Source organism: Sphingomonas swuensis (assembly GCF_039538045.1).
Lineage (GTDB): Bacteria > Pseudomonadota > Alphaproteobacteria > Sphingomonadales > Sphingomonadaceae > Sphingomicrobium > Sphingomicrobium swuense.
In genome coordinates this window covers 2038218-2061954 of sequence record NZ_BAABBQ010000001.1, presented here as the reverse complement: position 1 = coordinate 2061954, position 23737 = coordinate 2038218, and the positions used below count along the sequence as shown (strand labels likewise).

At 67.8% G+C, this 23737-nt stretch carries 28 protein-coding genes, 2 tRNA genes and 1 pseudogene; 17 read left to right on the top strand and 14 right to left on the bottom strand.

What is annotated here, in order from left to right; translation table 11 throughout:
- Positions 1-30: 30 nt before the first annotated feature.
- The 6 genes and pseudogenes from yihA to ABD727_RS10140 form a co-directional block, all read right to left on the bottom strand.
- On the bottom strand, positions 31-669 hold the full coding sequence (yihA, locus tag ABD727_RS10165; protein WP_344707295.1) for a ribosome biogenesis GTP-binding protein YihA/YsxC: 639 nt from the start codon (positions 667-669) through the stop codon (positions 31-33).
- The gene (gene yidC / locus ABD727_RS10160) at positions 669-2426 is read right to left on the bottom strand and encodes a membrane protein insertase YidC (RefSeq protein ID WP_344707294.1); all 1758 of its coding nucleotides are present in this window, start codon (positions 2424-2426) and stop codon (positions 669-671) included. The genes yihA and yidC overlap by 1 nt, the downstream gene beginning before the upstream one ends.
- A gap of 17 nt (positions 2427-2443) precedes the next feature.
- Positions 2444-2656 carry a membrane protein insertion efficiency factor YidD gene (gene yidD, locus ABD727_RS10155; RefSeq protein WP_344707293.1) on the bottom strand — a complete coding sequence of 71 codons (213 nt, stop codon included), beginning with the start codon at positions 2654-2656 and terminating at the stop codon, positions 2444-2446.
- Positions 2653-2964, bottom strand: a pseudogene (rnpA, locus tag ABD727_RS10150) (ribonuclease P protein component); the annotation flags it as partial. The gene yidD and the pseudogene rnpA, both read right to left, overlap by 4 nt.
- A gap of 11 nt (positions 2965-2975) precedes the next feature.
- Positions 2976-3110, bottom strand: a complete 135-nt coding sequence (gene rpmH / locus ABD727_RS10145) for a 50S ribosomal protein L34 (protein ID WP_085219331.1) — start codon at positions 3108-3110, stop codon at positions 2976-2978.
- 93 nt (positions 3111-3203) lie between these two features.
- Complete coding sequence (locus tag ABD727_RS10140; RefSeq protein ID WP_344707292.1) at positions 3204-3632, bottom strand: hypothetical protein; 429 nt, start codon at positions 3630-3632, stop codon at positions 3204-3206.
- A 136-nt stretch (positions 3633-3768) separates the two neighbouring features.
- Here ABD727_RS10140 and ABD727_RS10135 point away from each other — a divergent pair, with 136 nt between their 5' ends.
- The 8 genes from ABD727_RS10135 to ABD727_RS10100 all read left to right on the top strand — a co-directional run bounded on the left by ABD727_RS10135 (position 3769) and on the right by ABD727_RS10100 (position 8980).
- The gene (locus ABD727_RS10135; protein ID WP_344707291.1) at positions 3769-4791 is read left to right on the top strand and encodes a magnesium chelatase domain-containing protein; all 1023 of its coding nucleotides are present in this window, start codon (positions 3769-3771) and stop codon (positions 4789-4791) included.
- Positions 4792-4838: 47 nt separating this feature from the next.
- Positions 4839-4922: transfer RNA gene (locus ABD727_RS10130), tRNA-Leu, on the top strand.
- 70 nt (positions 4923-4992) lie between these two features.
- On the top strand, positions 4993-5277 hold the full coding sequence (locus ABD727_RS10125; RefSeq protein WP_344707290.1) for a hypothetical protein: 285 nt from the start codon (positions 4993-4995) through the stop codon (positions 5275-5277).
- A gap of 101 nt (positions 5278-5378) precedes the next feature.
- A complete protein-coding gene (locus ABD727_RS10120; protein WP_344707289.1) occupies positions 5379-5861 on the top strand; it encodes a DUF805 domain-containing protein in 483 nt (160 codons plus the stop codon).
- 119 nt (positions 5862-5980) lie between these two features.
- Positions 5981-7270, top strand: coding sequence for a cation:proton antiporter (locus tag ABD727_RS10115; RefSeq protein ID WP_344707288.1), 1290 nt, complete (start codon positions 5981-5983; stop codon positions 7268-7270).
- A 10-nt stretch (positions 7271-7280) separates the two neighbouring features.
- Positions 7281-7622, top strand: coding sequence for an Mpo1-like protein (locus tag ABD727_RS10110; protein WP_344707287.1), 342 nt, complete (start codon positions 7281-7283; stop codon positions 7620-7622).
- 13 nt (positions 7623-7635) lie between these two features.
- A complete protein-coding gene (locus ABD727_RS10105) occupies positions 7636-8862 on the top strand; it encodes an AI-2E family transporter (protein WP_344707286.1) in 1227 nt (408 codons plus the stop codon).
- A 41-nt stretch (positions 8863-8903) separates the two neighbouring features.
- Positions 8904-8980: transfer RNA gene (locus tag ABD727_RS10100), tRNA-Asp, on the top strand.
- Between the two features lie 228 nt (positions 8981-9208).
- Here ABD727_RS10100 and ABD727_RS10095 read toward each other — a convergent pair.
- From ABD727_RS10095 to ABD727_RS10075, 5 genes are all read right to left on the bottom strand, one after another.
- Positions 9209-10339: a cell wall hydrolase gene (locus ABD727_RS10095; RefSeq protein ID WP_344707285.1), complete on the bottom strand. Its 1131-nt coding sequence runs from the start codon at positions 10337-10339 to the stop codon at positions 9209-9211.
- A gap of 36 nt (positions 10340-10375) precedes the next feature.
- Positions 10376-10612 carry a DUF2842 domain-containing protein gene (locus ABD727_RS10090; protein WP_344707284.1) on the bottom strand — a complete coding sequence of 79 codons (237 nt, stop codon included), beginning with the start codon at positions 10610-10612 and terminating at the stop codon, positions 10376-10378.
- Positions 10609-11205, bottom strand: a complete 597-nt coding sequence (locus ABD727_RS10085) for a 5-formyltetrahydrofolate cyclo-ligase (RefSeq protein WP_344707283.1) — start codon at positions 11203-11205, stop codon at positions 10609-10611. Before ABD727_RS10085 ends, ABD727_RS10090 begins: the two co-directional genes overlap by 4 nt.
- Before the next feature lie 152 nt (positions 11206-11357).
- Positions 11358-11681: a cell division protein ZapA gene (locus ABD727_RS10080; RefSeq protein WP_344707282.1), complete on the bottom strand. Its 324-nt coding sequence runs from the start codon at positions 11679-11681 to the stop codon at positions 11358-11360.
- Positions 11682-11684: 3 nt separating this feature from the next.
- On the bottom strand, positions 11685-11858 hold the full coding sequence (locus ABD727_RS10075; RefSeq protein ID WP_344707281.1) for a hypothetical protein: 174 nt from the start codon (positions 11856-11858) through the stop codon (positions 11685-11687).
- A gap of 137 nt (positions 11859-11995) precedes the next feature.
- Here ABD727_RS10075 and tkt point away from each other — a divergent pair, with 137 nt between their 5' ends.
- The 4 genes from tkt (at position 11996) to ABD727_RS10055 (ending at position 17417) form a co-directional block, all read left to right on the top strand.
- The gene (tkt, locus tag ABD727_RS10070) at positions 11996-14038 is read left to right on the top strand and encodes a transketolase (protein WP_344707280.1); all 2043 of its coding nucleotides are present in this window, start codon (positions 11996-11998) and stop codon (positions 14036-14038) included.
- Between the two features lie 104 nt (positions 14039-14142).
- Complete coding sequence (gene gap, locus ABD727_RS10065) at positions 14143-15150, top strand: type I glyceraldehyde-3-phosphate dehydrogenase (RefSeq protein WP_344707279.1); 1008 nt, start codon at positions 14143-14145, stop codon at positions 15148-15150.
- 107 nt (positions 15151-15257) lie between these two features.
- Complete coding sequence (locus ABD727_RS10060) at positions 15258-16457, top strand: phosphoglycerate kinase (protein ID WP_344707278.1); 1200 nt, start codon at positions 15258-15260, stop codon at positions 16455-16457.
- 72 nt (positions 16458-16529) lie between these two features.
- Positions 16530-17417 (top strand): fructose bisphosphate aldolase, encoded by an 888-nt coding sequence (locus tag ABD727_RS10055; protein WP_344707277.1) that lies wholly within the window; start codon positions 16530-16532, stop codon positions 17415-17417.
- 2 nt (positions 17418-17419) lie between these two features.
- Here the strand turns inward: ABD727_RS10055 and ABD727_RS10050 are convergent, their stop codons facing one another.
- Positions 17420-18472: a winged helix-turn-helix domain-containing protein gene (locus ABD727_RS10050; protein WP_344707276.1), complete on the bottom strand. Its 1053-nt coding sequence runs from the start codon at positions 18470-18472 to the stop codon at positions 17420-17422.
- A gap of 92 nt (positions 18473-18564) precedes the next feature.
- On the opposite strand from ABD727_RS10050, the gene ABD727_RS10045 reads away from it, so the two are divergent.
- Both ABD727_RS10045 and thiE read left to right on the top strand, forming a co-directional pair.
- Positions 18565-19077 (top strand): hypothetical protein, encoded by a 513-nt coding sequence (locus ABD727_RS10045; protein ID WP_344707275.1) that lies wholly within the window; start codon positions 18565-18567, stop codon positions 19075-19077.
- Positions 19078-19087: 10 nt separating this feature from the next.
- Complete coding sequence (gene thiE / locus ABD727_RS10040; protein WP_344707274.1) at positions 19088-19774, top strand: thiamine phosphate synthase; 687 nt, start codon at positions 19088-19090, stop codon at positions 19772-19774.
- Here the strand turns inward: thiE and ABD727_RS10035 are convergent.
- Complete coding sequence (locus ABD727_RS10035) at positions 19771-20427, bottom strand: HAD family hydrolase (RefSeq protein ID WP_344707273.1); 657 nt, start codon at positions 20425-20427, stop codon at positions 19771-19773. The genes thiE and ABD727_RS10035 overlap by 4 nt on opposite strands.
- 68 nt (positions 20428-20495) lie before the next feature.
- Complete coding sequence (locus ABD727_RS10030; protein WP_344707272.1) at positions 20496-21068, bottom strand: outer membrane beta-barrel protein; 573 nt, start codon at positions 21066-21068, stop codon at positions 20496-20498.
- Positions 21069-21270: 202 nt separating this feature from the next.
- On the opposite strand from ABD727_RS10030, the gene ABD727_RS10025 reads away from it, so the two are divergent.
- From ABD727_RS10025 to efp, 3 genes are all read left to right on the top strand, one after another.
- Positions 21271-22407 (top strand): L,D-transpeptidase family protein, encoded by a 1137-nt coding sequence (locus tag ABD727_RS10025; protein WP_344707271.1) that lies wholly within the window; start codon positions 21271-21273, stop codon positions 22405-22407.
- A 3-nt stretch (positions 22408-22410) separates the two neighbouring features.
- Positions 22411-23076 (top strand): M23 family metallopeptidase, encoded by a 666-nt coding sequence (locus ABD727_RS10020; RefSeq protein WP_344707270.1) that lies wholly within the window; start codon positions 22411-22413, stop codon positions 23074-23076.
- A 75-nt stretch (positions 23077-23151) separates the two neighbouring features.
- Positions 23152-23715: an elongation factor P gene (gene efp, locus ABD727_RS10015; RefSeq protein WP_344707269.1), complete on the top strand. Its 564-nt coding sequence runs from the start codon at positions 23152-23154 to the stop codon at positions 23713-23715.
- Positions 23716-23737: the final 22 nt, after the last annotated feature.

Below are 23737 nucleotides of genomic sequence, written 5' to 3'. Positions count from 1 at the left end.
CGGGTCAAGCTCGGGCGACCGCCCCATGGCTCAGATCAGCGAGTCTTCCAGCACCGCGGCGCGGACTTCGGCGATGCCCATGCCCTTCTCGCTCGACGTCGGGATCAGCAGCGGATGGGCGGCCGGGCGCTTGGAAGCCTCGGCGCGGGTCGCCTCGAGCACGGCGGCAAGCTCGCTCGCCTTGATCTTGTCGGCCTTGGTGAGGACGATGCGGTAACCGACCGCAGCGGCATCGAGCATGTCCATGACATCGCGGTCGACCGCCTTCACCCCGTGGCGGCTGTCGATCAGGACGATCGCGCGCTTGAGGACGCTGCGCCCGCGCAGATAGTCGTTCACCAGGAAGCGCCAGCGCTTGACCATGTCACGCGGCGCCTCGGCGAAGCCGTAGCCGGGCATGTCGACGAGGCGCAGCGCGAGCGGCTGGCCGACGTCGAAGAAGTTCAGTTCCTGGGTGCGGCCCGGGGTGTTCGAGGTCCGTGCCAGCTTGTTGCGCCCGGTGATGGCGTTGAGCAGCGAGCTCTTGCCGACATTGGAGCGCCCGGCGAACGCGATCTCGGGCGCGTCGGGATCGGGCAGGAACTCGAGCCCGGGGGCCGACTTGAGGAAGTCGACCGGCCCGGCGAACAGCTTGCGTGCCCGTTCGAGAAGATCGGGGGCGTCGTCCATCAGGTCTTCACCACCGCGCCCTGGCGGGCCGCGATCTTCTCGGCGTCATACTTGGAATAGAGGTACTTCTGCTGCGCGATGCCGAGCAGGTTGGAGACCACCCAGTAGAGCTGCAGGCCAGCCGCGAAGGGCGCCATGGCGAACATCATCACCCAAGGCATGATCGAGAAGATCTGCTTCTGGACTTCGTCCATCGGCGCCGGGTTGAGGCGGAACTGGAGCCACATGGTGATTCCGAGCAGGATCGGCAGCACGCCGAGGTGCAGCAGACCCGGGGGATCGAACGGCAACAGGCCGAACAGGTTGACCGGGGTTAGCGGATCGGGCGCGGAAAGGTCCTTGAGCCAGCCGACGAAAGGCTGGTGGCGCATCTCCACGGTCACCGTCAGCACCTTGTAGAGGGCGTAGAAGACCGGGATCTGGAGGAAGATCGGGAGGCAGCCGGCGGCCGGGTTGATCTTCTCGCGCTTGTAGAGCTCGAGCAGCTCCTGCTGCATCTTGGTGCGGTCGTCCTTGTGACGTTCCTGCAGTTCCTTCATCTTCGGCTGCACTGCCCGCATCGCCGCCATCGAGCGGAACTGGCGGTCGAAGATCGGATACATGATCAGGCGGACGATGAAGGTCAGCGCGATGATCGCGAAGCCGAAGTTGCCGAGCGTGTGGAACAGCCACAGCAGCAGCGAGAAGATCGGCAGCATGACCCAGCGGAACCAGCCCCAGTCGATCGACCGGGCGATGTTCGGGACCGAACCCGACGCCTCGTAGCGATCGAGGATCTGCTTTTCCTTCGCACCGGCGAAGAGGTGCGTGGTGCTGGTCACGGCCTGACCCGGATCAACGACCTTGGGCGCCATCTCATATTCGGTGAGATAGCTGCCGGTCGCGCCCTTGCGCAGGGTCGCGTCGAAGCGGGTGTCGCCGGCCGGAGCGAGCGCAGTCAGCCAATATTTGTCGGTGAAGCCGAGCCAGCCGCCGCTGGTGGCGATCTTCTCGCCCGCGGGGCCGGCCTCGTCGAGCGAACCGTAGTTGATGTCGTAGTTGGCGGCTCCGTTGAAGACGCCCATCGGGCCCACATGGTGGGTCCAGCCGTCCTGGTCGGCCGAGCGGCCCGAGCGGCTGAGCACGCCATAGGGGCGGACCGCGACGGGGCCGGTGCCGGCGTTCACCACCCGCTGGGTGATAGTGAAGAGGTAGGCGTCGTCGACAGCGACCTGAATCTCGAAGCGCTGGCCGGTGGGATTGGTCCAGCTCAGCGTCACCGGGCGACCGGGCGCGAGCTCGCGACTGCTGGCCTGCCAGATGGTGTTGCCATCGGGCGCCTGGACGCCCTGGCCGATCCAGCCGAAGCTGGCGAAATAGGCGCCGGGCGCGCCGGCCGGGCTCAGCAGGCGCGTCGGCACCGCGTCGCGCTCCTGGGTGCCGATGTGGCGAACGAGGCGGAGGTCATCGAAGCGCGGGCCCTGGAGGCTGAGCGAGCCTTCGACGCTCGGGGTGACGATGCGGACCCGGGGGACGCTGCCGATCGCCTGCGCGCGGCTCATCGTCGGCCGGTTGGTGGCATTGTCGGGCCGCGCGGCAGTGCCGGCCGCGGGAGCGCCCGCCGGCGCCGCCTTGGTGGCAGTCTGAGTGGGGTTCGGCTTGTTGGCCGGCATGAAGCGGTCGGAGAGATAGCCCCAGCCAAGCAGCACCAGTGCGGAAAGCACCACCGCAAGGATCATGTTGCGCGTATCGCTACCATTGCGCGTGTCGTTGGTCACTTCGGGTCAGATCCTCGTCAGGGTACCGGGTCGTGGCCCTGGCCACCCCAGGGATGGCAGCGACCGATGCGCCGAAGCGCGAGCCAGCTGCCGCGGAGCGCCCCATAGCGCGTCCAGGCGGTAATCGCATAGGCCGAGCAGGAAGGCTGGAAACGGCAGGAGGGCGGAAGGATTGCGGACGGGCCGAGCTGCCAGCCGCGGGCGATCAGGATGAGCAGCCGGGCGATCATGCCGACGCCTTGCGAAGTGCCTTGGCAAGCTCGGCACGGAGCTGGCCGAAATCGCGCTCGATCCCGCCGCCGCGTCCGATCAGGACGTGATCGGCACCGCTGATGCCATAGGCGGGGAGGAGCTCGGCCGCGAGCGCACGGAGGCGCCGCTTCATGCGGTTGCGAACAACCGCGCCGCCGATCTTCTTGGTCACGGTGTAGCCGACGCGCTTCACGTCCCGGTCGTCACCGCGCGGGCGGACCAGAAGGACGAAGCCGGGCATGGCGACGCGCTTCCCGGCATTGGCTGCCAGGAAGTCCGCGCGCTTTCGTAAGGTGACTAGGCGCTGAGCTTCTTGCGGCCGCGAGCACGGCGCGCCGCCAGCACCTTGCGGCCGCCCACCGTCGCCGAGCGCGTGCGGAAACCGTGACGCCGCTTGCGGACGAGATTGCTGGGCTGGAAAGTGCGCTTCATCGCTCATTGCCTTGATGTTTGAACAAAAAGGGCTGCCGACGAAGGGCAGCCGCTTTGCATGGGGTGGGCCGTTAGTGGAGGCGGGCGCGCAAGTCAATGCCGGTCGGCCTCGGGAACGCGCTGGATTTCGGTCGGCGTCGGGTCGATCGGGCTGAGCTCGAGACCCGCTTTGGGCAGTGGATCGTCGGTCCGCTCGATGCAATGCGGCGGTGGCATCTGCTGGCGTTCGCGCTCCTTGACCAGCGCGTTGCGACGACGGGCGCTGCCGCGGCGCAGGCCCCAGTCGAACCAACCCCCGGCGCGCGGCTGCCAGCGCTTGAAGCGGACATAGTGACGCTTGGCCCACAGGCTGGTGCGAAGGACGAGCGTCAGGCCGGCCGCGGCGATCAGCAGCCCGCCCGGACCCGGCAGCGGGCTCGCCAGCGGCGCGACCACGAACAGCAGGAGCAGGCCGAGGACGAACATGGCGGTCTGCGCAAGCCGCGTGTCGCGGAGGGCTGCCAGGCGGTCCGACAAGGTCATGCGAAGTGATGTAGGGCGGTAAGACGGTGCGGCAAGGGCTTGCCCTTGCCTCCGAAAGTCGTCCGGAATAGTCTCGCCAGGCCGAGCTAGGGGGACGCTTGTTCCAGTCATTGCTGGTGCCCGGGGGGCGCGCCTGATGGTCGCGACCGTGGGAACCGTCGCCTACCTCGGGCTCGAGGCGCGGGCGGTCGAGGTGCAGGTCCAGCTCTCGACCGGGCTTCCCCGCTTCGTCATCGTCGGGCTCCCCGACAAGGCGGTCGCCGAAAGCCGCGAGCGGGTCCGCGCGGCGCTGACCGCGATCGGGCTGGCGCTTCCGCCCAAGGTCATCACGGTCAACCTGTCACCCGCCGACCTGCCCAAGGAAGGCAGCCACTTCGACTTGCCGATCGCGCTCGCGCTGCTGGCGGCGGTGGGCGCCACCGACGCCGAGATGCTGAGCCATTATGTCGCGGTAGGCGAGCTCTGCCTCGACGGTCGGATCGCCGCTTCGCCCGGCGTGCTGCTTGCGGCGCTCCATGCTGCGGGCGAGGGCAAGGGGCTGATCTGCCCGGTCGCGCAGGGGCCCGAGGCGGCATGGGCGGGCGAGGTCGAGGTGCTTGCCGCGCCCGACCTTCTCGGCCTGCTCGCGCATCTGCGCGGCACGACCCTGCTGCCGGCGCCGCCCATCGGCGAGGCGGAGCCGGCGGTCGGCGGACCCGACCTCGGCGATCCGGGGCTGGCCTGCGCCCGAGCGCCGCGCTGCGCTGCCGACTATCAGGCCCGGGTGTCGGGACCCTTGCTCGACCGGATCGACCTTCATGTCGAGGTCGCGGGGGTGAGCGCCGCCGACCTATCGCTGCCGCCGCCGGCCGAGGGCAGCGAAGCGGTGGCACAGCGGGTGGCGCGGGCGAGGGCGGTGCAAGGCGCGCGCTTCAACGGCCATGGTCCGCGCACCAATGCCGAGGCCGACGGCGAGCTGCTCGACGAGGTGGCGACTCCCGACGAGCCCGGTCGGCGATTGCTGGCCGACGCGGCGGCGGCGATGCGGCTGTCGGCCCGCGGCTACCACCGGGTGCTGAGGGTCGCGAGGACCATCGCCGACCTCGCCGGCGCGGAAGGCGTAGGCCGCATCCACGTCGCCGAAGCGCTGAGCTATCGGCGGGTGACGCCGCGCAACTAGGAGTCCGTTTGCAGAGCCCGGCCGGCTGGGCTAGCAGCGCCCGGCGTGCCCCCGTGGCGGAATGGTAGACGCGACCGACTCAAAATCGGTTGTCGAGAGACGTGTCCGTTCGAGTCGGACCGGGGGCACCACTTCCGAAATCCTAGTGACGACCGCGGCGCGCGGCCTTGCGGTCACTTCTTGCCGCGATAGACTGCGGCAATGACGATCCTCGGTGCCTTCGTGAGCGCGCTGGTGATGACGGCGCTTCATGGCGCGATCGCCAACTTCATCTTCAAGCGGTTCGCCTCGCCGAGGATCGCCGCCGTCGCAGCCTTCTGGCTCGCGTTCGGAGCGGCCGGTGGGCGCTATGCTTATGCGGGCGCGCCGAGCGTGGAGGTCCTGATTGCCCTTGCTGCCGTCGGGGGCGCAGGGCTTGCCCTCTTCTTGCTGTGGTACGGGCTGCTCAGGCGTCCTCCCGCCGTGGCTGATGCCGGTGAGCATTGACGATCCGAGCGAGATACTGGCGGGCACAAGTACGGCAATGAAATGAGTTGCGCCGTGATTGCGCGCTGTTAGCCTTCGCCACTCATCAGGGGGAAAGCTTCATGTCGCCGATTGATTACGCACTGACGCCGTTTCGCAAATTTGCCACGTTCAGCGGTCGCGCACGTCGTTCCGAGTTCTGGTGGTTCTATCTCTTGACGATCATCGGCAGCGTAGTCGCCAATCTCATCGACGCGACAATCAGCGGAGGAGACGCAAGTCCGCCCTACGTTTCCCTTTTGTGGACTCTCATCACCTTCATTCCATTGCTGGCGGCGATGGCGCGTCGCTTCCACGATCGGGACATGACCGGATTGTGGGTCCTTGCCCCAGTGCTGGGTGGAATTGGGTTGGGGGTTCTCATGGTGACCGGCTTTGCGAGCGGCGGTGGCGGCGGGATGGCGAGCATCGGGATCGGTGTCCTGCTGCTGCTGGCCCTGTTCGTCTTCATGCTCGTCGTGATGGCGCTGCCCGGTACCAACGGACCCAATCGCTTCGGCGATGATCCGAAGGCATCGGAGCATGGGCACGCCGCCGCCTACTGACGAGGATCGAACAGGACGAAAGGCCGTCATCGCTTGCGAAGGCGGCCTTTTGCATGTGCAGACAGCCCGCGGGGGCGACGCCGCACCCGAAACAAGCAGTCGCGGGTTAAGGGGCCGACATGTTCGGATTCGAAACCTATCACATCATCCTTGCCGGAGCAGGGCTGGCCATCCTGGTCGCCTTCTGGCTGCCGCGCTTCGTGTCCGGCCGCGAGCCCGCCGCGTCGGCGTTGCTGATCCTCGCCGGTCTTCTCGCCTTTCTGCCTTTTCCGGCGGTGCGCGAGGCCCTAAACCCGGTTGCGCAGGCGCGAGCCTGGGAAGTCACCGCCGAACTCTGCGTGATCGTCGGCCTGTTCGGGACCGGGCTGCGGATCGATCGCCTGATCGAGCGGGCGCAGTGGATGCCGACCCTTCGGCTTCTGATCATCGCCATGCCCCTGTGCATCGGCACGCTGGCGCTGTTCGGCTGGTGGGCGGCGGGCCTGACCTTCGCCGGGGCGCTTCTGCTCGGCGCGATCCTTGCGCCGACCGATCCGGTGCTGGCAGGCGACGTCCAGGTAGGTCCGCCGCGCGAGGGCGGCGAACATCCGGTGCGCTTCACGCTGACGACCGAAGCCGGCCTCAACGACGGTCTGGCATTCCCGTTCGTCCACCTCGGGATCCTGGTCGCGACCGCGGGCGGGCTGACGCTCGGCATGGCGGGCGAGTGGCTGGCCAAGGACATGCTCTACCGGATCGTGGTCGGTGTGCTGTCGGGGGCGAGCGTCGGCTGGCTGCTCGGCAAGCTGCTGTTCGACTGGCCGCGCGAGAATGCCCTGTCGCGGACCGAAAGCGGCGTCATCGCCTTCGCTGGCGTGCTGCTCGCCTATGGCGCGACCGAGCTGGTCGAGGGCTACGGCTTCATCGCCGCCTTCGTCGCCGGGCTGACTCTCCGGCGCTCGGAAAGCGGGCACGACTTCCACCGCCGCCTGCACGACTTCTCGGAATCGCTTGAGCATGCGCTGACCTCGCTGCTGCTGGTCGCGCTGGGAGCGTCGCTGCCGATCCTGTGGCCGCATTTCACCCCCGCGAACCTGCTGATCGCCGGCGTGCTGATCCTCGTCATCCGGCCGGTGACCGCGTGGCTGTCGCTGGCCGGGACGCGTCTTGCCGGGCGGGAGCGGCTGGTGGTCGCCTTCTACGGGGTGCGCGGGATCGGCTCGATCTACTATCTGGCTTATGCCGGGCACCATGTGCAGCTGACCAACGAATATGAGCTGTGGGCGATCATCGCCTGCACCATCCTGCTGTCGACCATCGTTCATGGCCTGACTGCCGGCTTCGCGGTCGAGCGGGTCACCGGCGAACGCCAGACCGGCTCGATGCTGCCGCCATCCGACCGGGTTGAGGGTAATCGGGCGCCGAGCTAGTCTGCCGGCCATGGCGGAACGCACCTGCAAGAGCTTCGCGGAATTCTGGCCCCACTATTTGCGCGAGCATAGCGGCGTCCGGACCCGGGCGCTCCACTATGTCGGGACCACGCTGGTGCTTGCGGCCGCCCTCGCGCTCCTCCTGACGGGCAACGGCTGGTGGGCGCTGGCGATGCCGCTGGCGGGCTACGGCTTCGCCTGGTTCGCGCATTTCTTCGTCGAGAAGAACCGGCCCGCGACCTTCACCTATCCGCTGTGGAGCCTGGCGAGCGACTTCCGGATGTTCTTCCTTGCTGTCAGCGGCCGGCTCGGACCGCACCTTCGTGCTGCTGGCGTCGCCCCCCGCCAGTAGCTAGGATGGCGCAATGGATGCGCCCGCCAGACTGCCCGAACCTCCCGAGGACGAAGCGGCGGTCATCGCCGAGCATATCACGATCAAGCGAGACCGGCTGCTTGCCTCGCTCACCCTGATCGCCGGCATCGGGCTGCTGTTTGCCATTCCCTTCGCCCTTCGAGCTGGCGCCGAATTCTTCCTTCCGGTCACTGCAGCGCTGGTGATCGCGATCGCGCTGGTCCCGCTGCTCGAATGGTTCGAGCGGCGCGGGCTTCCGCCGGGCCTGGCGGCGTTCACCTGCGTGCTGGTGTTCCTTGCGGTCATGGCCTTCGCCCTGCTGTCGATCGTCATCCCGGCGATCGACTGGGTGGCGCTTCTGCCCGAACGGATCGGCCGGGTGCGCGAGGCGCTCGAGCCGCTGCTCGATCTCGTCAAGAACCTCGACCGGTTCGTCGATCGGATCCTCAACCAGCTTCCGAGCGCCGGCCCGGGCAACACAAGGACCGTGCAGCTCGAGACGCCGAACTCGATGTTCGACCTGCTGACGAGCTCGGCGCCGCACGCGCTGATCCAGCTGTTCTTCGCCCTGCTCGTGATCTTCTTCTTTCTCTCCGGCTGGACCGCGATGCGCAAGTCGACGATCACCAGCCGCGGCAGCTTCGAGGGAGCGCTGACCACCGCCCGGGTGATCCAGCAGGTGGTCGCGGCGACGTCGACCTATCTTGGCACCATCACCCTCATCAACGTGCTCCTCGGGACGATCGTCGCGGGGATCGTCTGGTACATGGGGATGGACAGCCCGCTGATGTGGGGCGGCATCGTCGCGGTGCTGAACTACATTCCCTATCTGGGGCCGATCGCCTCGGCGCTGCTGCTGGCGCTGGGCGGGCTGATCAGCTTCCCCGACCCGTGGACCGCGATCATCCCGCCCCTGATCTTCATCGGGCTGCATACGGTCGAGGCCAACGCCATCACCCCGTTGGTGGTCGGCATGCGGGTGCACATCAATCCGCTGCTGATCCTGCTTTCCCTGAGCTTCTGGGCGTGGGTGTGGGGCACGACGGGCGCGCTCCTGGCCATTCCGCTGCTGATCATCCTCAAGACCGTGTTCGCCGCCGCGGGCACGCCCGACATTGCCGGATTCCTGTTCGAGCAAGGCACGCTGACGCATGCCGGCGAGGAGGAAGAGGAGGATGCGGCGGCGCCCGACCCGCCGCCATCCACCGGAACCGTCGCCTCCGCACAGAAAGGCGGTTGACGCATCCCCGGGGGTCCCCTAGTTGGCCGCCCACACCGAACGCGGGTGTAGCTCAGTTGGTTAGAGCGCCGGCCTGTCACGCCGGAGGTCGCGGGTTCGAGCCCCGTCACTCGCGCCATTCTCTCCGTCGCTTTTCGACGACGGAGATGATCCCTCATACGTGTCCCTGCGCATGCGCACGGTTCCGATCGATGGCGTTCGATCATGCGGATTCGAGGTCGATCCTCAAGTTCTCAAGTCAAGGCAATCGGCAGGGCGGAGGAAATCCCATGACCGGCAAGGCTCGTCTACGGTAGAGTAGCGCGGCACGTCTGTGCCAGGCGTCGCCCGCTCGCGCGGCTGGCGCTTACTGCGCGGCTCCGGCCGGGGTGCCGGCCTCCGCGGTGGCAGCAGTGGCGGGCTCGTCCTTCTTGCCGAGCGGAGCCTGTCCCGCCGCATCGCTTCCAGTCAGGCCCCAGCTGAGGCTGACCGACGCAGGCGCGGGGGCCGGGCGTTCGATCTCGCGGCGCGCGGGGATCTTGAGCGCAACGCGGGTCTCGCCGGCAGCGCCGATCTCGGCCTCGACCAGCTTGGCGAGTTCGGGCGGAAGCTCGCGCTTGGCCTCAAGGACGGCTTCCTGCTCCGCGGTGACCGGCACGTTGGGCGCAAGCGCGGCGAAGCGGGCCTCGGCGGCCAGCGCGGCGCTGCGCAACGCCCAGGGATCGGACTCGCGCTTCGCCCACTTCTGCGCGAACGCCGCCGGCTGGCCCCAGCCACCCGCCCAGCGATAGAAGATGTGCGCGCCGATCACCGCATTCTTGGTGAGCGTCGGAGCCCAGTAGGGCAGCACGTAATTGGCATGATAATGGGTGGCGTTGCCGACCTCGGCGACGACATGGCCCTGCAGCGCCTCGTTCGCGAAGCGGCGGGCACGGTCCCAATAGCTCTTCATCGGGGCTCGGGCGAGCGAGCCGTCGCAGGTGAAGCTGAATTGGCAGCCGGTGGGCCGCTCGGCGCCCTGGTAGACCACCGCGCAGACGCTGGCGGGATAAGCCGGATGACGCATCCGGTTGAGCACGACCTGCGCGACCGCGCGCTGGCCCTCGTCGCTCTCGCGCGCGGCTTCGTAGTAGATCGCCTGGCTGAGGCACTCGAGCGCGCGGGCGTAGGTCTTGGCGTCCGTCTTGAGGACGAACGGCGCCGCGGCCGGATTGGGACCGCTGGCGAGCGGCAAGGCCGCGTTGAGCTTCAGCGCCTCCTCGGGCGCGACCTGGCGCACCGCGAAGGGCGTAAGGTCCTGCACGGCAGGGGTCGTGACGGCAGCGCTCGAGCCCGTCGATGGGCTGGCGGCGCGCTCGTTAGCAACCGCGGCCACCGACAGGCAGGCGGCAAGTGCCAGCAGGCCCGCGCCCGCGCTTTCGCGCGGGTTGGCGCGAAGCATGGCCAAGGCCTGATGCACCGGAGCGAGCCGGTCGGAAGAAAAGGTCAGAGCGGTCATGAAGAGTGTATGAGGTAGCTAAACCAGTCCGAAATTTCAAGGTCGCGGGGGGTCGGCCCGCCAACGCCCGGTCTCGCTCCAGCGCAGGATCGGTCGCAGCGGCAAGATCCAGATGATGCCGGCGACGATATAGAAAAGCAGCTGAACCAGCGCTGGCCAGCGAGCCACCACGTCCGAGATGGAGACCACCAGCCCAGCCCATATCGCGATGATCCCGAGGATCATGAAGACGGCGGCGGTGGGCCGCGGGCGGGGTTGCTCTTCATGGGTCATCGGGCGAATTCCTTGAGGCCGGACGGAGCGGCGAAGGCATGGAGCGGCTGGTCCCACGGGTCGGCCGGAACCGCTTGGTCGAGAAGCTGGAAGTCCCAGCCGATTCCGACCAGCCGGGCGCTGCCGCGAAGGCCCTCGAGCGCCCGGTCGTAGTGACCCTGGCCCATTCCGATGCGGTTCCCGTCCGGATCGCAGGCGACCAGCGGGATGAGCACGAGGTCGGGCGTGACGGGAGCCGAGTCGAGTGGCGGCTGGAGCAGGCCCCATGGGCCGGGCTGGCTCGCCTCGCCGCTGCGGAAGGTCATCCGGGCATCGCGTGCGGCGAAGGCGGGGAGGGCGGTGACCTTGCCGAGCGCGGAGGCGCGGGCGAGAGCGGCCAGCGGGCTGATCTCGTCCTTCATCGGCTGGTAGGCGGCGACCACGCGGGCGGCGAAGAGCAGCGGCTCAAGCGCCGCGGCGAGATCGGCCTCGAGGGCGACGCGGGTCTCGGGCGCGAGGCTCGCGGCATAGGCGCGCCGCTCGGCCCGGAGCCGGGCACGAAGCCCGGCCTTGTCGGTCGGTGGCGCGAAGGGGGAGGGTGACGGGACCACCATGAGGTCGATGCTCTGTAATCCACTGACGCCTGTTACGTCAGGTGGGAACCATATGTGCCGGGCCAGGGCCCAGCCAGGGACAGCCCCCATGGATCGGGAATAGCCTCAGGGATTTCTCAAGCGCGTGCCAGGCAGTGCCCGTCGCTTCCTATCTAGGCGCTTGCGGCCTCTTTCTCAAGGTGACCGGCGAGTCGTTCGAGTCGCTCGGCGAGCGCATCGACCCGGCGCACGACCTGGGGGTCGGGCGGCATGGTCGGCGGCGGCGCCTGAACGCCCTTCTTCTCGATCAGCTGGTCGGCCAGAAGCAGCGATGCGAACAGCATTTGGCGGCTCTCGGACAGAGCGCCGAGCCCGGCGAGCGCCTCGCGGCTCTTGGCGTCCACCATCTCGGCGGCGCGCTTGAGGTTCTGCTCCTCGCCGTCGCGGCAGGCGACCCTGTAGTGACGGCCGGCGATGTTGATGTCAACTTCGGCCATGCCTCAGGCCTCCACCTTGCTGATGATCGAGTCGAGCTCGGCGATGGCGGCGCGGACCTTGGCCCGCAGCCGCTCCTCGCCCTCGCCGCGATTGCTCGCATGCTCGGCCATCCGCTCGACCCGCGCGAGGGCTCGCTCGGCGCGCGTCAGTGCCACTTCCAGTGCCTCTTGTGTCATTGTCCTGACCTATGACCGCAAACACCCCTTGCCAAGGAGGCGCGGGTGTTGACGCTCAACGGCTCACCGCCCAAAGGGGCCGCATCATCGGTGCCGCCCAATCCGGTGCGGTGCCGTCACTTGCCAGCGGAGCCCCGATGCAGCCCACCCAGCGCCGTCTCGCCAATGCCATCCGGGCGCTGGCCATGGACGCGGTGGAAGCCGCCAACTCCGGCCATCCCGGAATGCCGATGGGCATGGCCGATGCCTCGACGGCCTTGTTCACCCGCCACCTGAAGTTCGATCCAAAGGACCCGCACTGGGCCGACCGCGACCGCTTCGTGCTGTCGGCGGGGCACGGGTCGACGCTGATCTACGCGCTTCTCCACCTGACCGGCTACGAGCGGCCGACGATGGACGACATCCGGCGCTTCCGTCAGCTCCACAGCCCGTGCGCCGGCCACCCCGAGAATTTCGAGCTGCCCGGGGTCGAGACTACCACCGGCCCGCTCGGGCAGGGACTTGCGACCGCGGTCGGAATGGCGATCGCCGAGCGGCACCTGAACGCCATCTACGGCGACGAGCTGGTCGACCACCGGACCTACGTCATCGCCGGCGACGGCTGCCTGATGGAGGGCATCAATCACGAGGCGGTCGGGCTTGCCGGGCACCTTCGCCTCGGCCGCTTGATCGTGCTGTGGGACGACAACAAGATCACCATCGACGGGGCTACCGATCTCAGCCGGTCGGAGGACGTGATGGCGCGCCATGCCGCGTGCGGCTGGCACACCGTCGAGTGCGATGGCCTCGATGCGGGCAAGGTGTCGCAGGCGCTCGAGAAGGCGATCGCCGACCACCGGCCGAGCCTCATCCGCTGCAAGACCATCATCGGCTACGGCGCGCCCAACAAGCAGGGCACGTCGGCGACTCACGGCGCGGCGCTGGGCAAGGCCGAGGTCGAGGCCGCGCGGAAGGAACTGGGCCTTGCCGCGACCGAATTCACCATTCCCGACGACGTGCTTTCGGCCTGGCGCAAGGCCGGCGAGCGCTGCGCGGGCGAGCGGGCGGCATGGGAGAAGAGGCTTGCCGCGAGCGGCAAGGCCGACGAGTTTAATCGGCGCATGGCGGGCGAGGCCGACGAGCGCTGGCTCGCCCCCTATCTCGACGCGCTGCTGGCGAGCCCGCCGACGGTCGCCACCCGCAAGGCGTCCGAGATGGCACTCGAGGTGATCAACACCGCGGTTCCGGCCACCATCGGCGGCTCGGCCGATCTTACGGGGTCGAACAACACCAAGACCAAGGCGACCGGGCCGCTCACCGCCGACGACTATTCGGGCCGCTACGTCTATTACGGCATCCGCGAGTTCGGCATGGCCGCGGCGATGAACGGCATGGCGCTGCACGGCGGCGTCATCCCTTATGGTGGCACCTTCCTCGTCTTCTCGGACTATTGTCGGCCGGCAATCCGGCTGAGCGCGCTTCAGAATGCGCGGGTCGTCTATGTGATGACCCACGATTCGATCGGGCTCGGCGAGGACGGACCGACCCATCAGCCGGTCGAGCACATCATGAGCCTGCGGTTGATGCCCAACCTCGAGGTGTGGCGCCCGGGCGATGCGGTCGAGACCGCCGAATGCTGGGCGGCGGCGCTCAAGCAGGACGGACCCTCGGTGCTGTGCCTGTCGCGGCAGAATTTGAAGCCGTTCCGGCTGGAAGCGGCCGCGGAGAATTTGTCGGCCCGCGGCGGCTATGTCCTCAAGGACGCGGCCGATCCCAAGGTGATCCTCATCGCCACCGGCTCGGAAGTCGAACTTGCCCTCGAGGTCGCCGGGCGGCTCGACGGGGAAGGAGTGGCAACGCGGGTCGTCAGCCTGCCCAATTGGCGCCGGTTCGAGGCGCAGGACGAGTCGTGGCGCGAGCAGGTGCTTCCGAGCGCCGATCCAGAGCAGATCCTTCGGGTGTCGATCGAGGCCGGGACCACCTTCGGCTGGGAGCGCCTGACCATGGCCAAGGGGCTTCACTTCGGGCTCGACGGCTTCGGGGCGAGCGCGCCTGCCGCGGACCTCTACGATCACTTCGGGCTGACCGCGGACAAGATCGTCCCGCAGGTCCTCGCCCGCTTGGCCGAGTTGAAGGGCGGCAGGCGCCCTGACGCGGAAGCCCCCTCTGCCCTCGCCGAGGCCGAGGCACACCCGAGTTGACCGACCACCCGCCCTTGCTCGCCGAGTGGCGAGAACAGGGGCGCTGACGCTCAGGAAACGGGCTTCGACACGCTCGGCCCGAACAAGACTGGAGAGAAGACACGATGACCAAAGTCGCCATCAATGGGTTCGGCCGGATCGGCCGGCTGGTCGCACGGGCCATCCTCGAGCGTCCCGATTGCGGGCTCGAGCTGGTCGCGATCAACGACCTCGCCGACGCCAAGTCGAACGCCTGGCTGTTCGAGCGCGACTCGGTCCACGGCCGCTTTCCTGGCGAAGTGAAGGCCGAAGGCGACGCCATCGTCATCAACGGCAAGCGCATCGCGGTGACCGCAGAGCGCGATCCGGCCAATCTTCCGCACAAGGACCTTGGCGTCGAGCTGGCGCTCGAGTGCACCGGCTTCTTCACCGACAAGGCTGGCGGCGAGAAGCACATCGCGGCCGGCGCCAAGCGGGTGCTGATCTCGGCTCCGGCGAAGGGCGCTGACCTGACCGTCGTCTACGGCGTCAACCACGACAAGCTGACCGCCGAGCACCGCGTCGTCTCGAACGCGAGCTGCACCACCAACTGCCTCGCGCCGGTGGCCAAGGTCCTCAATGACGCGATCGGGATCGAGCGCGGGCTGATGACCACCATCCACGCCTACACCAACGACCAGAAGATCCTCGACCAGATCCACAGCGACATGCGCCGCGCGCGCGCCGCGGGGATGAGCATGATCCCGACCACCACCGGCGCTGCCCGCGCCGTCGGTGAAGTTCTGCCCGAACTGAAGGGCAAGCTCGACGGCTCGGCCATCCGGGTCCCGACCCCGAACGTGTCGATGGTCGACCTGACCTTCACGCCCAAGCGCGACACCACGCTCGACGAGGTCAACGGCGTGCTCAAGGCGGCGTCCGAGAGCGGGCCCTTGAAGGGCATCCTCGCCTACACCGACGAGCCATTGGTCTCGATCGACCTCAACCACAATCCGGCGAGCTCGACCGTCGACAGCCTCGAGACGGCGGTGCTCGAGGGCAAGCTGGTGCGCGTCGTCAGCTGGTACGACAATGAGTGGGGCTTCTCGAACCGCATGGTCGACACCGCCTGCGCGATGGCCAAGTTGGGCTGAGATGCATTTCCCTCCCGCTTGCGGGAGGGGCTAGGGGAGGGCCTGTTGCTTCCCCGACATTCCCTCCCCCGACCCCTCCCGTGAGCGGGAGGGGAGAAGGAAACAGAATGCCTTTCAAGACCCTCGACGACCTCCCTTCTGACCTTCACGGCAAGCGCGTGCTCGTCCGCGTCGACCTCAACGTGCCGATGCAGGATGGGGCGGTCAGCGATGCCACCCGGCTTCGAGCGGCGCTGCCGACGATCCTCGAACTGGCGGATCGCGGGGCGATCGTGCTGCTGCTGAGCCATTTCGGGCGACCCAAGGGACAGACCCGGCCCGACATGTCGACGGCCCTTCTGGTCAAGCCGCTGACCGACCTCACCGGCCGCTCGGTCCGGTTCGTCGAGGATTGCGCCGGGGAGCATGCCGCACGTGCGGTCTCGACCATGACCGAAGGCTCGATCGCCGTGCTCGAGAACACCCGCTTCCATGCGGGCGAAGAGAAGAACGATCCCGAGCTCAGCCAGGGTATGGCGGCGCTCGGCGACTATTATGTCAACGATGCCTTCTCGGCGGCGCACCGGGCGCACTCCTCGACCGAGGGGGTCGCGCATCTCCTGCCGAGCTTCGCCGGACGGGCGATGGAAGCCGAACTGAAGGCGCTCGAAGCAGCGCTCGGAAATCCCGAACGTCCGGTCGCCGCCGTCGTCGGCGGCGCCAAGGTCTCGTCCAAGCTGGCGGTGCTCGGGCATCTGGTCGGCAAGGTCGACCATCTCATCATCGGTGGCGGCATGGCCAACACCTTCCTTGCCGCGCGCGGGGTCAAGGTCGGCAAGTCCCTGTGCGAGCACGACCTGACCGGCGAGGCCGAGGCGATCCTCGAGCGGGCCGACCAGGCCAATTGCACGGTGCACCTTCCTTACGACGTGGTGGTGGCGAAGGAGTTCGCCGCCAATCCGCCGAGCCTGCGGACCTGCAACGTCCACGAAGTCGCCGAGGACGAGATGATCCTTGATGTCGGTCCGGCGGCGGTCGAGGCACTCGGCGATGCACTCAAGACCTGCCGGACCCTGGTCTGGAACGGGCCGCTCGGAGCGTTCGAGACCGAGCCGTTCGATGCGGCAACGGTGGCGCTGGCACGGACCGCGGCGGCGCTGACTCAGGATGGAAGCCTGGTCTCGGTCGCGGGCGGCGGCGACACGGTCTCGGCGCTCAACCATGCCGGGGTCGTCGGCGACTTCACCTTTGTCTCGACCGCTGGCGGCGCCTTCCTCGAGTGGATGGAAGGGCGCACGCTTCCGGGGGTCGCCGCACTCCAGTCCTGAGCCGGTTGCGCACGGCATGACCCGCCGTTAGAGCCCGCCCGCATACGTATGCAGCAGGGTTCAAGGAGCGTCATGACCAACGAAGAGATGCGGGCGAAGATCGAGGCGGGGCAGGGCTTCATCGCCGCGCTCGACCAGTCCGGAGGGTCCACGCCCAAGGCGCTCAAAGGCTATGGCATCGAGGAAGACGCCTATGCCGGCGACGAGGAGATGTTCGGCCTCATCCACCAGATGCGCAGCCGGATCATCACCTCGCCCTGCTTCTCGGGCGAGAAGGTCATCGGCGCGATCCTGTTCGAGAAGACGATGGACGGCGAGGTCGATGGAAGTCCGACCCCGACTGCGCTGACCGAGCGCGGGATCGTGCCCTTCATCAAGATCGACAAGGGTCTGGAGGACGAGGCTGACGGCGTTCAGATGATGAAGCCGATTGCCGGGCTCGACGAGCTGCTTGCCCGCGCCAAGGACCTCGGCGTGTTCGGGACCAAGGAGCGCTCGGTCGTAAACCTCGCCAACGAGGCGGGCGTGGCGGCGATCGTCGGGCAGCAGTTCGAGGTCGCGCTGCAGGTCCTGCGCCACGGACTGGTGCCGATCATCGAGCCCGAGGTGAACATCAAGAGCGCCGACCGCGATGGCTGCGACCGGCTGCTGCGCGACGAGATCCTGCGTCACCTCGACCGACTCGGCGAGGGCCAGCAGGTCATGCTCAAGCTGTCGATTCCGGCCGAGGCCGGGCTGTTCCAGCCGCTGATCGACCATCCGAAGGTGCTTCGCGTGGTGGCGCTGTCGGGCGGGTTCAGCCGCGCCGACGCCTGTGCCCAGCTGGCGCAGAACCCCGGCATGATCGCGAGCTTCAGCCGGGCGCTGCTGTCGGACCTGCGTCACCAGCAGTCGGACGAGGAGTTCGACCAGACGCTCGGCGGCGCGATCGACGAGATCCACGCCGCCTCGGTCGCCTGATCTCAGCCGCGGGGCGTTCGCGCCACCGCGGCAACAGCGAGTGACAGGGCGCCGACGAACACGGCGCCCTCCACCGCACCGCTGACCAGCCTTAGCCAGATGGGCAGCGCGTCGCCGAGCAGCGAGCCAAGCGGGGCCTGCGGATGCGCGGCGACGAGCACGGCGAGACTTCCGGCCATCATCTGCCCGCCGGCGAGCGTCACCAGCAGGCCGGCATTCGCGCCGATCGCGGCCCCATATGTGGCGGCGCGCTCGAGCGGGCGTGGGGTGCGGAGCGCGAGCCAGGCGGCCGCGCCGGCGAAGGCGCCGACCAGCAGGCCCTCGCTGCCGCCGGTGATCGCCAGCGGACGGGTGCCGACCAGCAGGGCAAATGCGTCGAGCCCGACCAGCCGCCCGAGGGTTCCCACCGCCAGGCCGCCGAGCGCCCCGCCGAGCATCGTCGGGAATAGCCGCCGACCGGGCAGGAGCCGCGCGGCCGCGATGCCCGCGCCGACACCGAGGCCGCCAAGCGCTCCGACGAGCAGGCAGATGCAGGTCATCACCAGCACGATCGAGACCGCGCCGGTCCCGGGTGGCGGAGCGTTGGCGGCGAGAAGGCCGTAGCCGATGCCGCCGATGAGGCCGGCACCGGCACCCCCGGCGAGGCCCGCGGCGGCAAGGAGCAGCCATTCGCTTGCGCCGCGCCGTCCGGACGCGGCCGCCGTTTCTTCCCGCACAGGGTCTGCATTGACGGTGTCGGCAGAGTGGACCTCCGCCACGAAGCGATAGCCGTGCCTCGGAACAGTCTCGATGAAACGCGGCCGCGCGGCCTCGTCACCGAGTGTGCGGCGGAGAGTGCGGATACATTGGGTGAGGGCTTCGTCGGTCACCGGAACGCCGGCCCAAACCTCGTCCATGAAGCGGTCCTTGCTGACCAGCTTGCCGGCATTGCGGGCGAGCAGCAGCAAGGCGTCGAGGTAGCGGCCGCTGAGCTCCACCGCCTCGCCGTCGCGGCTCAGCCGGCGTTCGGCGGGCTCGATCCGCCACGGTCCGAAGGTCAGCGCCTCATTGGTCATCCCGCTCAGCAAATGCTCACCTCTCGCTCATGCCTTTCAGCAGTGGGCGGGGCAGGTGACAAGCCGTCACGTCCACTGCGAGGTAGCTTGCCATGTCCCACTCATCCACTCTCCGTCGCCTGCCCTGGCGCCTGCTTGGCTGGGGCACGATCGCGGTGCTGCTCTCGCTTCCGGCAATCTTCCGCTTCCCATGGACCGCATCCGACTTCGTCATCATGGGGATTCTTCTCGGTTCGGTCGGGCTGGGGATCGAATTCCTCGTCCGACAGTCGGGGAGCATGTTCGTGCGCCTCGGTGCGATCGTCGCGGTGCTCACCGCCTTCCTGACCATCTGGGTCAATCTTGCGGTCGGCATGATCGGGTCGGAGGACAATCCCTACAATCTGCTGTTTATCGGCCTGCTCGCGCTCGTCATGATCGGCGGGATCTGGGTGCGGCTTCGCCCCGAAGGGATGGTCCGGGTGACGCTCGCGGCAGCCGCCCTTCAGGCAGCGCTCGCCGTCGGCGGAGTCGGGCAGGATCAGCGTGGCGCCATCTTCAGCGGCGTGTTCGCGCTCTTCTGGCTGTTTTCCGCCGCCCTGTTCCGAGCGGGCGCGAGCCGCTAGTGGAGCGGGCATGAACGAGAATGACCATGACGACGACCTCAGCGTCGAGGGCTTTGCCGAACGCTTCGTGCCGCAGGGGCGCGGCGATGCGGGGCTCTACCTTATCAGCCCGCAGGAGGTCGGCGGAGCGTTTCCGGATCGGCTGCGGTCCGTGCTGGATGGCGGCGGCGTGGCGGCCTTCCAGCTTCGCGTGAAGGGCGTCGACCAGCATGCGCTGGCGAAGCTCGCCGAGCCGCTGCAGGCGATCTGCGCCGAACATGGCACCGCCTTCATCGTCAACGACGACATGAGCCTTGCCAAGCGGATCGGTGCCGATGGCGTGCACCTTGGCCAGGACGACGGCGATCCGCGCGAGGCGAGGGCGCTGCTCGGCCCGCAGGCGCAGATCGGGGTGACCTGCCACGACAGCCGGCACCTGGCGATGGAAGCCGGCGAGGCCGGGGTCGACTATGTCGCCTTCGGTGCCTTCTTCCCGACTACGACCAAGACGGTGAAGCATGTCGCCGAGCCGAGCCTGCTGAGCTGGTGGGGTACGTTGTTCGAACTGCCCTGCGTCGCGGTCGGCGGAATCACGCCGGAGAATGGCGGCGCGCTGGTCCAGGCGGGAGCCGATTTCCTCGCGGTCAGCGGTGCGGTGTGGAACGCCCAGGATCCGGCTGCGGTGGTGGCTGCCTTCCAACCGCTCCTGAAGCGCTAGCCGCGCGCAAGCGGGCTGTCGTTGAAGCGCGCGAGGATGTCGGCAACATCGTCGTAGATGGCGATGGCGCCCTCGAGCGTCTCGTCGGCAAATAGCCCCGAGCGCACCGCGACGCTGCGCACGCCAACCTTCGTCGCGGCCTCGATGTCGTAGGGCGTGTCCCCGACTACCAGCGCTTGGTCCGGGCCGACCCCGGCCTTGTCGAGCGCGGCGGCGAAGATGTCGGGGCAAGGCTTGGAATGCGCGACGTCGTCGGCGGCGACGAAGCCGTCGACCAGATCGCGGGCATCGAGCAGGCCAAGGTGATGCTCGACTTCCGATTTGCTGGCGGATGAAGCGAGGAACACTCTCAGGCCTTCGCCCTTGCAGCGTGCCAGGAGGTCCCGTGCATGCGGGAACGGCTTCACGCGGTGGAGATAATGTTTGCGGAAGAGGCGGCCATGCTCGTCGCCGAGCCGGTCGGCCTCACTGCCCGGGAGGTCGGGCAGCAAGGCCCGGACATAATTGTCGGCGCCCTTGCCCACCTGATCGTGAAGTTGCCGGAGGCGGAAATCATGGCCCGCGGCGTGGAAGGCCTCGGCCCAGGCGAGGACGTGGAAGTTATTGCTGTCGACGAGCGTGCCGTCGATGTCGAATAGAATTGCATTGGGCATCGACTTCAAACGTCAGAAGGGCGCGACCGTTGCCGGCCGCACCCTCCCATCGATCGGCGAATGGTCGCTTAGAAGCGGAAGCCGAGCTTGCCCGCGAGCTGGCGGCGCTGGAGGTTGATGCCCTCGAACTTGCCGAAGTCCGAATAATTGCCCTCGATCCCGGCATAGGCGTTCTTGCCGATGTTGCCCTCGATGCCGAGGCCGCCACCGAAGCCACCCTTGGTGTCGCTATAGTCGATCTCGGTGTCCGTGAGGCTGAGCTTGATGTTCGAATAGCCGAACTTCACATAGCCGAGCACGCCGCCGAGGCCGGTGCCGACCCGCCCGCCGACCTGATAGTTGCGGCCGACCTTGATCCCCGCACCGGCGTCAGCATCGAGTTCGACCGAGCTCTGCTCCCAGCTGGCGTAGGGACCGACCGTGACATTCTTGCCGACGCTCAGGTCGTAGCCGGCCTCGGCGCCGTAGCTGACCGCGCTACCCAGCTTGTAGACGTCGCCGTCGCCGCTGACGGTCGGGGTTTCCCAGCCGAGGCGGACTTCGCCGCGGAATCCGTCATAGTTGTTGGTGCTTGCGGCGGTCTGGGCTGCCGCAGGCGTGGCGGCCGCGAACGCGATCGCGCTCACGATAAAGAGACGCATGAACTTTCCCCCGGAAAGATAGTGAAAGGGCCGGCGATCGCTGGCCCGCGGCGCCCTTAAAAGGCGGGAATCTGGCTCGCAAGACGTTTCGGCAACGTATCGGTCACAGCGTGGCAAAAGGGCCACAAGCCAGTTCCGAAGGGATACGCAGGGTCGGTCGGTCGTTCCGGCTCCAACAATGAAATGCGTGTGGAGAGTGAGCGTGTCCAAAAGGTGGTTGGTGACGACGGGTGTTGGACTTGCGCTGCTTGCGGGCGCGAGCGTGACCATGGCGCAGAATAACGGTGCGGCGGCGACTGCAACTGCCGGACAGAAAGGCGGGCAGACCGCATGGGTGCCGCCGGGAACGCCCGGCTCTCCGATTGACGGGACCGTCTTCCACGCGCAGGTCCTGCTCGACGCCGCCGGTTTCCCGAGCGGAGTCATCGACGGCAAGAAGGGCAAGGTCTTCGCGCAGGCGATCAAGGGCTTCCAGCAGAGCCGCAACCTGCCGGTCACGGGCGAGATGGATGGTCCGACCCGCAAGGCGCTGGTCCAGCTCGACCGGCCCTCGACCCGCGTGCTGCAGCTGACCGCGACCGATGTCGGCGGGCCGTTCGTCTACCCGTTCCCCAAGGATGCGGCGGATCAGGCCAAGCTCAAGGGTCTCTACTATCGCAACATGCTCGAGCAGCTGGCGGAGCGCTTCCACACAACCCCGCGGACGATCGTCGCGCTGAACGGCCCTGACAAGCTGATCGGTGCGGGGCAGTCGCTGCGACTCCCCAACGTCCTTCCGGCGTCGCGCGACTATGCTGGCGCGATCGACGGCAAGCAGGGCCGCCTGCTAAGCTTCTTCAATGTCGAGGCGCAGCAGCCCGCTGGTGACTTCGTCGTCGTCGACAAGTCCGAGGGCGTGATGCGCGTCTACCAGGGCGAGGTGCCCAAGGGGCAGATGAGCACCAACAGCAATCCCGGACCTGCACCCAAGCTGAGCGACACTCCGGGCAAGCTCGTCGCCCAATTCCCGGTGACGATGGGCTCGGCGCAATATCCGCTGCCGATCGGTCGCTGGAAGGCCACGACCTTCGCCTTCGATCCCGATTTCAAGTATCAGCCCAGCATCCTCAAGGGGAAGGACCCGAACGAGCCCGAGCAGCTGCTTCCCCCTGGACCCAACGGCCCGGTCGGGGTTGCCTGGCTCGACCTCACCAAGGAGCATTACGGCATCCATGGGACCGACAGCCCGGAAACGATCGGTCGCGCCGAGAGCTCGGGCTGCATCCGGCTCGCCAATTGGGACGTCATTCGCCTGAGCCGGATCATGAAGCCCGGCTTCACGGCCATCTTCCAGAGCTAAACGATGGCGAGGCGAGTACGGGTCAGTCGACTGAGCCTGTTCGGCAATGCCCTCGTGTTCGGCCTCCTGGCGCTGGGCGCGTGGCTGTGGTGGCGCAACGTCACCGGTTCGGCCGATCCGCCTGGCGCCACGACCGCCATCCTGTCCGAGACGGCGGAGAAGGTCGGGCTCGATGGAAGTCGGCGCGCGCCGCGAGCGTCCGTCGAGGTGGGGCGGGCGACGATCGCGCCTTCGGGACTGGCGATCCCGGTCGCCGGGGTCGCCTCGTCGGAGCTGAGCGACACCTTCACCGCCAGCAGGGGCGGGGGGCGGCGCGTGCATAATGCGATCGACATCATGGCTCCGCGCGGAACCCCGGTCGTCTCCGCCACCGACGGCACGGTCGAGAAGCTCTATTTCTCGCGCGGTGGCGGGGGCGTGACGGCCTATGTGCGCTCGCCCGATGGCCTGTGGCTGCACTATTATGCGCACCTCGATGCCTATTCGCCGAACCTCAGGGAAGGGCAGCGCATCCGCCGCGGGGAGCTGGTCGGGACGGTCGGGGTGAGCGGCAATGCCAATCCTTCGGGGCCGCACCTTCACTACGCCATCTACCGGATGAGCCCCGGCGAACGCTGGTATCAGGGCGCGCCGATCAACCCCTATCCGCTGCTCGCCGGCCGCCGGTAGCTTGCCGTGACGCGTCGTAGAGGCTAGGGGCCGCGCGGCTCTTTCAAACCAGTACAAAGCGGAAAGCGGATCGGCATGAAGATCAGCGGCGTGGACATTCGTCCCGGCAACATCATCGAATATGAAGGCGGCATCTGGCGTGCGGTGAAGATCCAGCACACCCAGCCCGGCAAGGGCGGTGCCTACATGCAGGTCGAGATGAAGAACCTCATCGACGGCCGCAAGAACAACGTCCGCTTCCGCTCGGCCGAGACGGTGGAGCGGATCCGCCTCGACACCAAGGACTTCTCCTACCTCTATGCCGAGGGCGACGACCTCGTGTTCATGGACAAGGAAAGCTACGAGCAGATCACCCTGCCGCGCGACACGCTGGGCGACGCCGCGGCGTTCCTTCAGGACGGCATGGACGTGGTGATGGAACTCCACGAGGAGCGGCCGCTTTCGGTCCAGCTTCCCGACACGGTCGAGGCGACGATCGTCGAGGCCGATGCCGTGGTGAAGGGGCAGACCGCCTCGTCCAGCTACAAGCCGGCGATCCTCGACAATGGCGTCCGGGTCATGGTTCCCCCGCACATCTCGAGCGGGACCAAGATCGTGGTCGACGTCTACGAGCAGACCTACGTCCGCCGCGCGGACTGAGCCTTTTTCCCTCCCGCCTGCG